The 15,022-nt window shown below is 69.8% G+C and carries 11 protein-coding genes; 6 read left to right on the top strand and 5 right to left on the bottom strand.

Annotated elements, in window-relative coordinates; genetic code table 11:
- The first annotated feature begins 535 nt into the window (after positions 1-535).
- Both FL344_RS27015 and FL344_RS27010 read left to right on the top strand, forming a co-directional pair.
- Entirely contained in the window at positions 536-973 is a 438-nt protein-coding gene (locus FL344_RS27015; RefSeq protein ID WP_194858428.1) for a DUF2383 domain-containing protein, read from the top strand.
- A gap of 219 nt (positions 974-1,192) precedes the next feature.
- Complete coding sequence (locus tag FL344_RS27010; protein WP_090489643.1) at positions 1,193-1,966, top strand: hypothetical protein; 774 nt, start codon at positions 1,193-1,195, stop codon at positions 1,964-1,966.
- 13 nt (positions 1,967-1,979) lie between these two features.
- Here the strand turns inward: FL344_RS27010 and FL344_RS27005 are convergent, their stop codons facing one another.
- Together FL344_RS27005 and FL344_RS27000 are read right to left on the bottom strand one after the other, a co-directional pair.
- Positions 1,980-3,074, bottom strand: a complete 1,095-nt coding sequence (locus FL344_RS27005) for a hypothetical protein (RefSeq protein ID WP_141620554.1) — start codon at positions 3,072-3,074, stop codon at positions 1,980-1,982.
- Positions 3,075-3,167: 93 nt separating this feature from the next.
- The gene (locus FL344_RS27000; protein ID WP_228565405.1) at positions 3,168-3,536 is read right to left on the bottom strand and encodes a hypothetical protein; all 369 of its coding nucleotides are present in this window, start codon (positions 3,534-3,536) and stop codon (positions 3,168-3,170) included.
- A gap of 510 nt (positions 3,537-4,046) precedes the next feature.
- Here FL344_RS27000 and FL344_RS26995 point away from each other — a divergent pair.
- From FL344_RS26995 to purL, 3 genes are all read left to right on the top strand, one after another.
- Positions 4,047-5,432, top strand: coding sequence for a hypothetical protein (locus tag FL344_RS26995; protein WP_228565404.1), 1,386 nt, complete (start codon positions 4,047-4,049; stop codon positions 5,430-5,432).
- A gap of 36 nt (positions 5,433-5,468) precedes the next feature.
- A complete protein-coding gene (locus FL344_RS26990; RefSeq protein WP_141620551.1) occupies positions 5,469-6,323 on the top strand; it encodes a metal-dependent hydrolase in 855 nt (284 codons plus the stop codon).
- Between the two features lie 295 nt (positions 6,324-6,618).
- Positions 6,619-10,527 (top strand): phosphoribosylformylglycinamidine synthase, encoded by a 3,909-nt coding sequence (gene purL / locus FL344_RS26985; protein WP_141620550.1) that lies wholly within the window; start codon positions 6,619-6,621, stop codon positions 10,525-10,527.
- Between the two features lie 72 nt (positions 10,528-10,599).
- Here the strand turns inward: purL and msrB are convergent, their stop codons facing one another.
- Positions 10,600-11,022, bottom strand: coding sequence for a peptide-methionine (R)-S-oxide reductase MsrB (gene msrB / locus FL344_RS26980; RefSeq protein WP_090489950.1), 423 nt, complete (start codon positions 11,020-11,022; stop codon positions 10,600-10,602).
- Positions 11,023-11,211: 189 nt separating this feature from the next.
- Here msrB and FL344_RS26975 point away from each other — a divergent pair, with 189 nt between their 5' ends.
- Positions 11,212-11,649, top strand: a complete 438-nt coding sequence (locus FL344_RS26975; RefSeq protein ID WP_228558049.1) for a CBS domain-containing protein — start codon at positions 11,212-11,214, stop codon at positions 11,647-11,649.
- 51 nt (positions 11,650-11,700) lie between these two features.
- Here the strand turns inward: FL344_RS26975 and thrS are convergent, their stop codons facing one another.
- Both thrS and FL344_RS26965 read right to left on the bottom strand, forming a co-directional pair.
- Entirely contained in the window at positions 11,701-12,903 is a 1,203-nt protein-coding gene (gene thrS / locus FL344_RS26970; protein WP_141620549.1) for a threonine--tRNA ligase, read from the bottom strand.
- 279 nt (positions 12,904-13,182) lie between these two features.
- Positions 13,183-14,946, bottom strand: coding sequence for an OPT/YSL family transporter (locus FL344_RS26965; protein WP_141620548.1), 1,764 nt, complete (start codon positions 14,944-14,946; stop codon positions 13,183-13,185).
- Positions 14,947-15,022 lie beyond the last annotated feature (76 nt).

Genomic DNA, 15,022 nt, shown 5'->3' with positions numbered 1-15,022 from the left:
CACAGGCGTCATCATTCCCGGCGGGGAGCACGGGAGAGCAGGGGACACGGGCGTCGGCGGTGAAGGTCATGGGAGAGGCGCGGTGCAGGGCTGGCTGGGTGAGGAAACGAAAACGGCCCGGTTCCTGGGAGAGGAGACCGGGCCGGGAAGAGCGCGAGGAGGGAGGCTTGGAAGGGCGTCCCGTGTGCGCGTCAACAACCCAGGTCCGGCTGACGACAGCAGGCACACGGCGGACAGCAGCGGCTGGCAAACGGCGCGGCGGTCGGTGTGGGGAAGTGCGTCATCGCGAACACCTACGCTAGCGGCTGTTTCAGGCGCGCGTCAACCCGTCCACCTCAATGCGGTATGCGGGGCTGGGCCAGCCCGAGGGGACGCCCGCTCGCCCGCACGCCTGGGGGCGGGACACGGCGCCATCGGGTGAACGTCCGCGCAGACCTTGGAAGGAGGCGGGGAAGCGAGCCCTCGTTGCCCATGCGGCAGCGGGCATCACCTTTTGCGGCAAGCCGGATTCACCCGTCACCCATGGAGGCCATCGATGGCGAGCACCAACAAGGACGTCGAGATGCTCAACTCGTTCCTGCGCGGCGAAATCTCCGCCGTGGAGACCTATCGCAAGGCGATCGGGCACGTCTCGGACGGACTGGCTCGTGACGCGCTGGAGTATTGCCAGCACGACCATGAGCACCGGGTCGAGGAGATTCGCGAGCGCATCCTGAAGATGGGCGGTGAGCCCGTGGAGAGCTCGGGCATGTGGGGCACCTTCGCCAAGCTGGTCCAAGGCGGCGCGGACATCCTGGGCGAGAAGGCCGCCATCCAGGCGCTGGAGGAGGGCGAGGACCATGGCCTCGCCGACTACCAGCGCGACGCGGACCAGGTGCATGGCGAGAATCGGCGCTTCGTGCGGATGGAGTTGATTCCCGCGCAGAAGCGGACGCATGAGCGGCTCAGCCGTCTCAAGCGCACCCTCCACTGAGCGCGTGCCGCGCGGATGCGCGCCGGCCGGGTGTCTCGTTCCGGGCGCCCGGCCGGATTTTTCTCAACCCGTGCGACACGACACCGGCTTGAATCCCCGGGCATCCCGCCCGTCTCAGTCCACGCGCGGCGCCTTGAACCCTCCCCTGATGGGGTGTTGGAGCTTGTGCGCAGGGCATGCGATACCTGGGGTAGCTCGTCGCGTTGAGGGAGGCGGAGCATGTCGCCGGACCGCGGTTCATCGGAACGGGAGCCACGCCCGGAGCAGGTCTCCGGCGAGGAAGCCCGGACCGTGCCCGCGACCTCCACCTCGCTGATGGACGCCAGCCATGCGGGGACGCTGAGCGCGGGTTGTGAAGCCCTCTTCCGCTCCACCGAGACGACGCTCCAGTGGGCCTGGCGGGTGCTGAAGTGCGCGAAGGCGGGGCCGGGCGCGGGCCCCCTGGCCACGTCCGCCCGTCAGTGCGCGCTCGAGTTCCTGGATCGCGTCCCGCCTCATGTGCGCCGCGGCGTGGCGGAGCTCCTGGGGTACAGCAACCTGTGGCAGGCGGTGTGTACGCGGCTGGGACGCCCGGTGGCGCGCTCCACCGAGGAGCTGCAGCATGAACTGGGCGAGGACCTCCAGGTCCTGCTCCACGGCGCCCAGGCGCGGCTGGGGACCGCCGCCGCGCTGGAGCAGGGGCTCCTGGTCCACCTGGGGCGGCTGCGCGATTCTCGCCGGGGGGAGCCGGGCGCGCCGCTGGAGCTGCGCGCGGCCCTGGACGCCTTCACCCACTCCCTGTCCGAGCTGATGACCGCGGCCAGCGCCTACCGTCGCGCGTGGGAAGCCGCGGAGACGGAGCTGTCCGAGTCCGCGGCGTGGCTGGGCGCCGGAGACCCGGGCTTCTGCTCGTGGATGGCGGACCACCTGTCAGAGACAGTCTTCGCGTGGCGCAACGCCCACGCCTCCGTCCGCACGCTGCGCGAGCTGGGAGAGCTGTCCCAGCAGTCGTAGCCGGACGCCTGCCTCACGCATCCACGAGGATGCGGTGCCGGTACAGCTCCAGCAGGACGTCCTCGGACAGGTCCGCCTGCTTGTGCTCGCGCAGGTGCTTGCGCACGGCGTCCACGGGCTCGCGTCCGGTGAAGTCGACGAGCAGTCCATAGGCTTCACCGGGCAGGGCCACGGCGTCGTATTCGCTGTACGCGCCCAGGGCCACGCTGCCGTCCTGCATCCACTGGACGGTGGCATCGGGGTTGAGTTTGAGCGTGCGCGGCAACTTTGGCGCCACGGCGGTGTGGCGGAGCTTCTCCAGCGTCTTCAGCTCGATGGTGCCATCCAGGCCCAGCAGCTTCTCCACGCCGTCCGGGGGCAGCGCCTTCACCAGGCGGTAGCACTCCCGGAAGTAGTCGAGCTCGAGTCCCTCGTAACCCTGCCACAGCGCCGCGTAGGTCTTGGCGGGCGGCGCGGTGTCATCCAGGTCCTCGACGGTGAGCGGCCCGGGCTGCGTCTCCGCGCGGTCCCTTCCGGACAGCACGTAGTCGGGGAGGAGTTGGAGCGCCGTCCAGCGTGACAGTTGGATTTCGGCCAGCGTCAGGTACGTCTTGAGGGACATCCAGAACTTGCGACCGTCCGCGCCCGCCACGTACTTGCAGAAGAAGGTGGAGCAAACGGCTTCGCGGTAGGGCCAGATGGTGCAGCCGCCGCTGTCCGCGGAGAAGTAGCCGCAGCGCAGGGACGCGGCCCGGCCGAAGAACTGGTGGCCGTTCTTGTAGAGGAACTGGAACTTGGCGGGAGGCTTCACCCACTGCGGCGTGACGCCCACGCGGCTGGCGATTTTTGCCTCCATGCGGCGCCGGCCCTCGGCCAGCTCGGGGCGGTCATCGGACAGCAGCGCGCCCACCAGGTAGTTGGGCAGGCGCGGCGAGTACGTGCAGCACTTGGTGTCCGGCCGGAACATGCGGCTCACGCCGTCCACGGAGTCGACGGCGCCCTGCGCGGAGTCCTGGCTCATGGCGCAGTTCGAACAGGTGGCCTTGCTCTCCTCGGGAACGTCCTGCCGGAAGAAGTCAGGAAGAAGGTCGCGGTAGAGAAGGGGAAGGCTGTCGAGCATGCGTGGCATGGCGGCTCCGGGAATGTGTCCACCGACGCGCCGGACTCACTGGCGCGGGCTTTCTTCCCGGAGCCTGACGAGCGGAACGACGCGTCGAGCGGCCTAGAAGTAGCAGATGGAGTCGAAGCCGCAGTAGCCCTGACGGTCTCCGCACTGACAGTCGTAGTCATCCGCACAGAACATCGCCGAGCAGAAGGGGCCACCTGAGCCGCCGGAGCCTCCGCCCGTTCGATAGGTGTACTCGCACATGGAGTTCACGCAGGCGGCCGTCTGCGCACTGGGACACGCGTTCGCACACTCCCAGTCCTCGTCACAGAAGGACTGGAAGCAGATGGCCAGCGAGGACTCGGCGCTCGCGCTGTTCTCACAGAGCGCCTCGGGCCCGGAGCTGACGGGTTCAGCCGCCGCGACGGTCGCGAACGTCAGCAGCAGGGCGGCACTCCAGGCGAAGGGACTGGGGATGAAAGACATGGATGCTCCTGAGCCGACACCCCGGGCGGGAGTGCATGGGAATGTCAGGCTGTCAAAGAATACCAGGATGTGTCTGGGGTGAAGGCACGCGTTCTTGCTCGCTTGCATTCAATGTCAGACATTCGTGCCGGCCGACGTGGCACGTCGCGCGAAGATTCCGTCCCGGCTGATGCACTGCGTATCACGCCCGCTGCGTGAGCTGCCCATGCGCTCCGTGAGGGGACGCCTTCGTGAGTCGTGTTTCACCCGCGCAGGCAGGTCAAAAAGCATGGCTGTAAGTGAAATAACGCTATGACCTGACGGTACAGGTGGCGTGTCCGGTAGGCTACGCAGCCAATGCCGTGGGTCATCCCCCCGTTGACCACTCGGAGGTGTGCCATGGACGGATCCGGTCCCCTCCCGTTTCCGGTTGAAGCCCAGGACGTTGGCGTCATCGGACGCGTGCATGCTGCGCTGACACATCAGTTTCCACACCTGCATCCGGCGGCGCGTCATGCCATCAGCGGGCTCGTGCGTTTCTGCGACGGGTGGCGGCGGCTGTTTCCGGCGCGGCGGCCGACCCAGGTGGTGCCCGCGCTGACGACGTGGGAGCAGTTCCTGACGACCGAGCCCCGCTCGCGCCGCATCATGGTGACGGTGCAGCCATTGGGCGTGGAAACGGACGGTGGGACGTGGGCACCGGTGCTGCTGGCGCGTGTGGCGCGCTGGTACCGCGACAGCCGCGGCGTGCGCCGGCAGAACCAGCCCCTGGACGTCTGGGTGGCGCGCCTGGGTCGTGAAGGCTCCGATGCACGCCAACGCGTCCAGGACGCGGATGTGCTCACCGCCGCCATCACGTGCGAGGACGGTGGGTTCCAGGTGGTGCGTTTGTCGCTGGACGACGCGGCGTTGACGCCTGATGCGGTGGCGGCGTTGCTGGCGCGCACGCCCAGCCGCTCGCTGGCCGAGGCGCGGCGGGATGGCTTGTTCCCGCAGGTGCTGGTGGACCGCGCCTCGCGAGGCGACAGCGCCTGGACGTCCCACCTGCTGACGTCGAGCGCCTGGCTCGGTGCGAGAGTGGACGCGGCGACGGGCGCCCTGGAGCTGAGCTTCGACCACCTGGTGATGGATGGCACCGCGATGGCCGAGCTCTCGCTGGCGGCCTCGGAGGGCTTGCCGCGCAGCGAGGGCCGCGCGGCGCCGGGCGAATGGCTCACCGGTCCCGCGGAGCCGTCGCCGCTGCTGCGAGTGGAGCTTCCGGAGGGGCTCGACTTCCGGAACCTCACCTGCGCGATGCTCCAGGCGGTGCAGCGGGCCGGCGAGGGTGTGTTCCCCGTCGACAATCCCACGCTGCTGGTGCCGGTGCTGCCCGCGTCGCCGCACACCGTGGCGCGGAAGTGGCGGCGCATTGATATCGCGGTGGTGCCCTCGCGGACGCGCACAGGGCCGATGACGCCCGCGCACGTCGCGCACCTGCTGGAGCAGACGCGGCGGGGCGGCGGCGTGCTGAAGGACATCTTCTCCACGTTGTACTCACCGGCGCTGCCGTGGTGGTTGCCCTCGCTCACCACGCACGGCTTCGCCTTCACGCCCTTGCTGCGGCAGGTGCCCGCCGCCCTGGGAGGCAATGCCCTGCTGTCCAAAATCACCTTGGAGGTCGACGATGATGAAGCGCTGGCGCGGCATTCCCCGCTCTTCTTCAACACGATGCGACCGCTGTGTGCCGTGGGGGGCGGCGTGGCCCTCTGCGTGACGGAGGTCCTCCACGCGACGCCCTCGGGCGTGCGCAAGCGCTTCTTCGCGGCGCTCGCGGGCAGTGGTGCCCTGGGCACGCGCGAGAAGCTGCTGGCCTTCCGGGATGTGCTCGTCGCGGAGGCGGTCAGCAGGGTCCGGCCGCGACGTCCGGCACTCCCTTGAATGAACCTTCCTGGTCTTCCGTCACGAGAGCTCTCCATGGTCTCCCCCCACGACCCCGGACGCATCCGGCCGCGACCGCACCTCCAGTTCCCCTTCGACGCGAGCTTCCCGCGCATCTGGCACCGCAACGGCCCTGGCACCACGCACCTGTGGAACGGGCTCAACATGCTCTTCCCCCAGGGGGAGCGGTTCTTCGTGCGCAGCGTCAACCACTACATGCCGCAGCTGGCGGACACGCCCGCGCTGCACGCGCAGGTGAAGGCCTTCTTCGCGCAGGAAGGCAAGCACGCGCGCGAGCACCAGGACTACATCGAGCTGCTGGAGTCCCAGGGCTACGACATCCGCCGCTTCATGCGGCGGTACGAGTCATTCCTCTGGGGCGTCATCGACGCGAAGTTTCCGCCGTCGCTGCGGCTGTCCATCACCGCCGCGCTGGAGCACTACACGGCGCTGATGGGCGAGAACACGCTGACGCTGGGCGTGTTCGCGGACGGCCACCCGGCGATGCGCAACCTCATCGAGTGGCACGCCGCCGAGGAGATTGAGCACAAGGCGGTGGCCTTCGACGTGCTGCGGAAGGTGGCACCGGGCTACGGGCTGCGCGTGCTGGGCATGGTGCTGGGCGTGTTGTCGCTCTTCGCCCTGTGGTTCGCCGCCACGGTGACGCTGCTGCGCCAGGAGCGTGGGCTGGGGTGGACGGGGCTGCTGCGCGAGCTGTGGCGCGCTCACCGGAAGGACCCGGTGCTGTTCCAAGTGCTGGGGCGGGGCTTGCAGCAGTACCTGCGCCCCTCCTTCCACCCGCTGGACAATGACAACCTGGAGTTGGCCAGGGCCCACCTGGCGACGCTGGAGGCGCCGCCTCCGGAGGTCCCGGAGCGCGAAGCGGCATAGCGGCGTGAGCGCGCGCCTGGCGAGGGGGTATTCCACGCGGGGGGGGCCCTGGAGGAGCGTGAAGGTTGCTTGCTCCTGCGATGCCCCGTCCGGCGCCCTGGGGGAACCGATAGGGCTGTTGGCGGAGCTTCCGGCTTTGTCACGTGCGCCGCGCAGGCTCTGACGTGCGGCTGACACCTACCGTGGCTCCTCCCCGCATGTCCGGCAGGCGTCCCGGCGCGAACTCTTCACGCGCCGGGCCGACACACGGTGATAAGGACGGCCCCGCTGTTACCCAGAGCCACGATCTCGACCCATGTCCAGCATGCACACCCTGCGTGGGGCTCCGGCCCTTTCTGACTTCAGGCTCGCCAAGCTCCTGGCCCAGTGCCATGAGCGGGTGCCCTCCGTTTCATCCGTCTATGCGGAGTTCGTGCACCTCATCGACGCTCCGGCGCCCCTCTCCGAGGCGGACCTGGCCACCCTGGGCCGCCTGCTCGACTACGGGCCCCGCGTGGCCACGGGCGCGCGCACCGGCAGCCTGCTGCTCGTGCTGCCTCGGCCGGGCACCATCTCCCCCTGGTCCTCCAAGGCCACGGACATCGCCCACAACTGCGGCCTGGGCGAGCGGGTGCGGCGCATGGAGCGCGGCACCGCCTTCTTCATCGCGGGCCCCGACGGGCAGGCGTTGCAGGACGCGGCGCTGGAGCGCCTGAAGCCGGTGCTGCATGACCGGATGACGCAGGCGGTGGTGGGGCGTCTCGAAGACGCGGCCATCCTGTTCGCCGGGCACACGCCCCGGCCCTTCACGACGGTGGACGTGCTGGGCGGAGGCCGCGCGGCATTGGTGACCGCCAACCGCGAGCTGGGCCTGGCCCTGGCCGACGACGAGATGGACTACCTGGTGGCGCGCTTCACCGAGCTGAAGCGCAACCCCACCGACGTCGAGCTGATGATGTTCGCGCAGGCCAACAGCGAGCACTGCCGGCACAAGATCTTCAACGCGAGCTGGACCATCGATGGCAAGCCGCAGGAGCGCTCGCTCTTCCAGGCCATCAAGAACACCTACGTCCAGCACAAGGAAGGCGTGCTCGGCGCGTACAAGGACAACGCGGCCGTCATCGAAGGCTTCGAGGTGGACCGCTTCTTCCCGTCCCCCGAATCCGGTGAGTGGGGCTCCGTGCGCGAGCCGGCCCACATCATGATCAAGGTGGAGACGCACAACCACCCGACGGCCATCTCCCCGTACCCGGGCGCCGCCACCGGCGCGGGCGGCGAGATTCGCGATGAAGGGGCCACCGGCCGTGGCGCCCGGCCCAAGGCGGGCCTCACCGGCTTCAGCGTGAGCCACCTGCGCATCCCGGGCTTCGAGCAGCCTTGGGAGCAGCCCTACGGCAAGCCGGACCGCATCGTCTCCGCGCTGGACATCATGGTGGACGGCCCCCTGGGCGGCGCGGCCTTCAACAACGAGTTCGGCCGGCCGAACCTCACGGGCTACTTCCGCAGCTACGAGGTGCAGGTCCCCACGCCCGGCGGCGTGGAGGTGCGCGGCTACCACAAGCCCATCATGATTGCCGGTGGCCTGGGCAACATCCGCGCGTCGCACGTGCAGAAGGGGCGTCTGCAGCCGGGTGACAAGCTCATCGTCCTGGGTGGGCCCGCGATGCTCATCGGCCTGGGCGGTGGCGCGGCGTCCTCCATGGCGCAGGGCGCGAGCGCGGCGGACCTCGACTTCGCCTCCGTGCAGCGGGACAACGCGGAGATGGAGCGGCGCTGCCAGGAGGTCATCGACAGTTGCTGGGCGCTGGGCGACAAGAACCCCATCCGCTCCATCCACGACGTTGGCGCTGGCGGTCTGTCCAACGCGGTGCCGGAGCTGGCCCACGACAACGACCTGGGTGGACGCCTGGAGCTGCGCGCGGTGCCCAACGCAGAGCCGGGCATGTCGCCGGTGGAGATCTGGTGCAACGAGGCGCAGGAGCGCTACGTGCTGGGCGTGGCGCCAGAGGACCTGGCCCGCTTCGCCGCGCTGTGCGAGCGGGAGCGCGCGCCCTTCTCCGTGCTGGGTGACGCCACCGCCGAGCAGACCCTGAAGCTGGGGGACACGCAGTTCGGCAACGCGCCCATCGACCTGCCCATGGACGTGCTGTTCGGCAAGCCGCCGCGCATGCACCGTGACGTGACGTCGCGCCCGGTGTCGTTCGCGCCGCTGACGCTGGATGGCTCGCTGGCGGTGCTGGCGGAGCGCGTGTTGGGCCACCCCACGGTGGCGGACAAGAGCTTCCTCATCACCATTGGCGACCGCACCGTGTCCGGGCTCAGCAGCCGGGACCAGATGGTGGGCCCCTGGCAGGTGCCGGTGGCGGACTGCGCGGTGACGCTGTCCACCGTGACGAGCACCACGGGTGAGGCCATGGCCATGGGCGAGCGCACGCCGCTGGCCCTCATCGACGCGGCGGCCTCGGCGCGCATGGCGGTGGGCGAGGCGCTCACCAACATCGCCGCGGCCCGCATCGGCAAGCTGTCCGATGTGAAGCTGTCCGCCAACTGGATGGCCGCGGCGGGCAGCCCGGGCGAGGACGCCAGCCTCTACGCCGCCGTCCACGCGGTGGGCATGGAGCTGTGCCCCGCGCTGGGCCTCACCATCCCCGTGGGCAAGGACTCCATGTCCATGCGCACCGTCTGGGAGGAGGGCGGTGCCCGCAAGGCCGTGACGTCGCCGGTGTCGCTCATCATCTCCGCGTTCGCGCCGGTGCTGGACGTGCGCAAGTCCCTGACGCCGCAACTGGTAGACGTGGCGGACGACACCCGGCTGCTCTTCATCGACCTGGCGCGCGGGAAGCAGCGGCTGGGCGGCTCCGTGGTGGCGCACGTCAACGGGCAGGTGGGGCCGGAGAGCCCGGACGTAGAGGACCCGGCGCTGCTGCGTGGCTTCTTCGCCGCGGTGCAGGCGCTCAGCGAAAGCGGTTCGCTGTTGGCGTACCACGACCGTTCCGACGGCGGTCTGTGGGCCACGCTGTGCGAGATGGCCTTCGCGGGTCGCTGCGGACTGGATGTGGACCTGGCGCCGCTGGGCGGTGACGTGGCGGCGGCCCTCTTCAACGAAGAGCTGGGCGCGGTGGTGCAGGTGCGCGCCTCGGATGTGGCGCGCGTGCGCGAGGTGCTGGCACAGCACGGCCTGTCACGGGATGTCCACGAGCTGGGCCGCCCGGTGACGGCGTTGCAGGTGCGCGTGCGCCACGGCGGCGACACATTGCTGGCGGAGGACACGTTGGCCCTGCGCCGCACGTGGTCCCGCGTCAGCTACGAGATGCAGAAGCTGCGCGACAATCCCACCTGTGCGGACCAGGAGTCCGCCGCGAGGACTGACGCGGCGGACCCGGGCCTGTCGCCGAAGCTGACCTTCGACCCGGCCCAGGACGTGGCCGCGCCCTTCATCGCGAAGGGGGCTCGTCCTCGGGTGGCCGTGCTGCGCGAGCAGGGCGTCAACAGCCAGCAAGAGATGGCCGCGGCCTTCACGCGGGCGGGCTTCGCCGCGGTGGATGTCCACATGAGTGACATCCTGTCGGGGCGGGTGTCGCTCGAAGGCTTCAAGGGCGTGTTGGCGTGCGGCGGCTTCTCCTACGGCGACGTGCTGGGCGCGGGCGGCGGGTGGGCGAAGTCCATCCTCTTCAACCCGCGTGCGCGAGACGCCTTCGCCGCCTTCTTCGCGCGGCCGGACAGCTTCGGCCTGGGCGTGTGCAACGGCTGCCAGATGATGTCGCAGCTCAAGGACATCATCCCGGGCGCGGAGCACTTCCCCCGCTTCGTGCGCAACGCCTCGGAGCAGTACGAGGCGCGCTTGTCCCTGGTGGAGGTGTCGAAGACGCCGTCACTCTTCTACCAGGGCATGGAAGGCAGCCGGATGCTCATCGTCACCTCGCACGGCGAGGGCCGCGCGGAGTTCCCTAGCGCGGAGGACGCCGCCCGCGTCAACGGGCTGGGGCTGGTGACGACGCGCTGGGTGGACAACCACGGGCGCGTGGCGGAGTCGTATCCCGCCAATCCGAACGGCTCGCCGCACGGCATCGCGGGGCTGACGACGCGGGATGGCCGCTTCACCATCACCATGCCGCATCCGGAGCGGGTGCATCGCTCCGTGCAGCACTCGTGGCGGCCTCGCGAGTGGGGCGACGACGGCCCCTGGATGCGCATGTTCCGCAACGCCCGCGTCTGGCTGGGCTGAGCGCCGCGGGTTCGCTGGGCGGGGAGCAGGGCCGGGACAGCATCCGGCCCGCTCACCCGTTCCGTGAGGAGGCTATGCCTTGACCAGCTCCAGCGGCTGGCCTTCGGGGACGTGCTTCATGGACACCGAGTTCATGCAGTAGCGCAGGCCGGTAGGCGGGGGGCCGTCGGGGAAGACGTGGCCCAGGTGCCCGTCGCAGCGCGCGCAGCGGACCTCGGTGCGAATCATGCCGTGCGAGACGTCCTGGATTTCCGCCACCGCGTCGGGAGCCACCGGCTGCGTGAAGGACGGCCAGCCCGTGCCGGACTCGAACTTCGTTCCCGCCTTGAACAGGGGATTGCCGCAGCCTGCGCACACGTAGGTGCCGGGCGTCTTCGTGCCCAGGAAGCACCCGGAGCCAGGCCGCTCGGTGCCCTGGCGGCGGAGGACTTCATACTCCTGGGGGCTCAAGCGCTTGCGCCATTCGTCGTCGCTGAGGGTGAGCTTGTCGACCATGCCTTCCTGCTCCTTGTCCGGGCCCGGACCGGGGCCCACGCGCACATCAGATGCGCATCCTGCCCCAGCGTCGCGCCTGGTGGGCAGCAAGGTGTGAGGGAGCTCGTCCGGCTCCTCGCTCCAGGGCCAGGCGCAATCCGGGAGGCGACGGCGGGGCGTCGGGGTTCAACGGGAGTGGGGAGGGGCGTCATGCCAAGTGAGGAGCGTGCAATGCGGATTGGCGAGCTGATGACCAAGAACCTGGAGACCATCGAAGCGGGCGAGCCCATCCGGGCCGCGGCGCTGAGGATGCGCACGTGCAACATCGGCTCCCTGCCGGTGCTGGAGGGTGGGCAGTTGGTGGGCATGCTGACGGACCGGGACATCGCGGTGCGGTCCGCGGCGCTGGGGCAGGACCCGAACACCACGCCCGTGCGCGAGGTGATGACGGCCACGGTCATCACCTGCGACGTGGACGCGACGCTCGACGTGGCGGAAAAGGTGATGGAGGAGAAGATGGTGCGTCGCCTCGTGGTGGTGGACGGTGAGCGGCGGCCGGTGGGGCTCTTGAGCCTGGACGACCTGGCCACAGTGCCAGAGGAAGTCCTGCACGCGGGCGAGGTGCTGGAGCGGCTCCAGCAGGTCTGAAGCGACGGGGCGCGAGCGGTGCGGTTCACCGCTCGCGCCCTGGTGTCACCCTCAGGCGTCCGGGGCCGGCCGGCACGACGCGACGAGCTCCGCCGCGGCGTCCTCCCACGGGACGTCCCGCTGCGCGCCGTCCCGCTGCCGCAGGCGGACGTTGCCCGCGGCCACCTCGCGTGCGCCCGCCACCACCAGCCACGGGACGCCCGCCGCGTGGGCATCCAGGACCTTGCGGGACAGGGATTCACCCCGCCGGTCCACGCTGGCGCGGCAGCCTGCCTCCTGGAGCTTCGCGGCGAAGCGCTCGGCGTAGTCGCCTGCGGCTTCACCCACGGCGGCCACCACCACCTGTTGCGGCGCCAGCCAGGGCGGCAGCGCGCCGCCGTGGTGTTCCAGCATGACGCCGATGAAGCGCTCCAGGCTCCCGAGCAGCGCGCGGTGAAGCATCACCGGACGGACGCGGGCACCGGAGGCGTCGACGTAGTGGAGGTCGAAGCGCTCCGGCAGCACGAGGTCCAGTTGGATGGTTCCGCACTGCCACGCACGCCCCAGCCGGTCCTTCAAGACGAACTCCAGCTTGGGCCCGTAGAAGGCCCCCTCGCCCGGCTGCATGTGGCACTGGAGCCCCGCTTCCTTCGCCGCGAGGAGGAGCCAGGACTCGGCCTTGTCCCAGAGCTCATCGCGCCCCGCGCGCGACGCGGGCCGGCCGGAGAAGGCCACCTGGACGTCGTCGAAGCCGAAGCCCGCGTAGAAGTCCTTCAGCGAGCGGGCGAAGCGGACGACCTCCGGCACCACCTGCGGCTCGGCGCAGAAGATGTGGCCGTCATCCTGGGTGAACTGCCGCAGGCGGAACAGGCCATGGAGCGCGCCGCCGGGCTCCGCGCGGTGCACCAGACCGAACTCGCCCAGGCGCAGCGGCAGGTCGCGGTAGCTGGGCGCCATGCGCTGCACCAGTTCGATGTGGCCGGGGCAGCTCACCGGCTTCACGCCCAGGTGCCGCGCGCCGTCCTCCACCAGGAACATGTTCTCCCGGAAGTTGTCCCAGTGGCCGCTGCGCTCCCACAAGGGCTGCGCGTAGAGCTGTGGGGTGCGGACTTCCTGGTAGCCCTCGCGGCGCATGCGCTGGCGGACGTGCTCCTCCAGCAGCCGGTACAGCACCAGTCCGCGCGGGTGCCAGAACACCATGCCGGGTGCCTCTTCCTGCAGGTGGAAGAGGTCCAGGCGTTGGCCCAGCGCGCGGTGGTCGTGTTCGTCGAGCATTGCTTCGTCTCCGATTCGGAAGGGTGAAACGCCATCCGGTCGGAGCGCTGAGCGAGCGCACGGTTGCCCCGGCCGGAGAAGGCGGGGCAGGGAACCGTGCGTTCGTCAGCTCACCACGTGACGCGCACGGCTCCACGCCCGCCGAAGCGAGTCGTGGTGCCGGTGGTCGTGGTGGTGATGACGAAGCTCACGGCGAAGAAGATGCGAGGGGGGCGGAGAATTGTCAACTCGGCCCCCTGCACGGACCCTGCGCTACTGGGAGGGCCCGTGCAGGTGTTGCTACGCCAACAGCGACGCGAGCCCGATGAGGCCGGCGATGAGGAAGAACAGCGACTCACCGGCGATGAGGCCACCGCCCATGAGGGACATGGTGCTCATGTCCTCCGGAAGGGCCTCGCCTTCACCCGGGCTGCCACTCACCGCGGGCGCTCCACGCTTGGAGAACGTGTTCCAGACGGACGTCACGATGCCGCCCGCGCCGAACCACAGCGACACCGGGAACGCCACGAAGCCGCCGAACGACGACGCGTAGGGGCTGGGAAGCAGGATGGCGTCCACCGTCCAGCCGACGGCGAAGCCCTGGCGGGAGCCCTTCACGTACCGCTGGTAGCGCGCGTTGCCTCGCACCACCTTGCGCAGCAGTTCGTAGATGAAGCCGATGGCCAGTCCGAGGAGCAGGGCATTCACGACGGCCTGCGACAGCGAGCCGAGGTCGCGGATGGCGCCCACCAGCTTGTACGTCATCGCGGAGCCCCACTGGCCCACCTCGGCGTTGGGGTTGTCGAGCTGGTTGATGGTGAGCGCCGGGTAGGCGGTCATGAACACGCGCGCCAGGCCCACGCACAGCAGCGCGCCCATGATGACGCCCAGCACCTGATAGCGGAACTGGGTGACGCGGTTGGTGCCCAGGCGCCAGCCGGTGGAGCGGTCCTGCTGCATGTCGCAGCCCACGGAGGTGGAGATGAGCAGGATGGTGGCGGCCATCATGCCCACCAGCGGAACGCGCAGGCCCATCATGGACATCATCAGCACGGAGATGACGAAGGCGCTGGAGATGGGGTTCTGGTCGGTGATTCCAAACGAGATGCCGTTGATGAGCACGAACAGCAGGGCGAGCAGCATGCCGAAGAGGAGCCAGCCGACGGGCTGATTCAGCACCTGCGTGCCCACCACCAGCGTCGCGCCGCCCCAGACAACCACCCAGGCCAGCAGCCGGGGGATGTTGACCTTCTTCCAGGACTCCTCCGCCTCTTCGTCTTTCGCCGAGGCCCGTTCGCGGATGCGCTTCGCCGCCTGGACCGCCAGCAGCGACAGGTCCACCACGGCCGCGCCGCAAATCATCCCCAGGCCGATGACGAAGCCGATTTTACGGAACGGGTCCTGAGGGCCGAGCCAGCCTATCTCTCGGAGGGTGGGCACCAGCACCGCGCCGATGACGGCCATCACGATGGCGGGGACGGTGATGCGGCTGCCGACAATCATGCCCGCGCCCAGCGTCGCCGCGCTGGTGCCGATGGAGGCGACGAAGGCCACCTTCTCCGTCATCCACGCCGCCAGGGCGCCCAGCAGGGTGCCGCCGCCCAGCTTGGAGATGGACGCCTTGAGCAGGCGCTTGTCCGTGAGGGCGCGCAGGATGTTGGCCACCGCCAGCCCGGACGGATAGTCGAGCTGGAGCTTGTCCACGAGCAGGGGCGTGTAGAGCATGCCCACGCCCACGGCGAACATGCCCACGCAGCCGACGAAGAGCATGAGCTGCCAGGCCGCGGGCATCTCCATGCCCAGCCACACCATGGACTGGATGAGCACGGACATGGCGCACAGCGAGGCCACTGACGCGGCCATCGTCTGCATGTAGTTGGCGCCGTGCTTGCCCTCCGCGCCGTACCCGTAGGTGACGGCGCTGCCGAGGATGCCGGCCAGCACCTGGCCGCCGACGAAGAAGCCCACGCTGAAGTTCATGTACGACGCGGCGATGCCGCCCAGGGGCCCCAGGATGAACAGGGCCACGGCGCTCAGCAGCAGGTGGTACTTCCACGTCCCCACGGGGGGCAGCCAGTGGAAGCGACGTTGGGAGGGCTCCGCGAGGGCGCCGCCCGAGGACGGGGGAGGGGGCTCCGGG

Source organism: Myxococcus sp. AB036A (genome assembly GCF_006547355.1).
Lineage (GTDB): Bacteria > Myxococcota > Myxococcia > Myxococcales > Myxococcaceae > Myxococcus > Myxococcus virescens.
The sequence above is the reverse complement of the archived record's forward strand: the minus strand, read 5'-3'. Positions and strand labels throughout refer to the sequence as shown.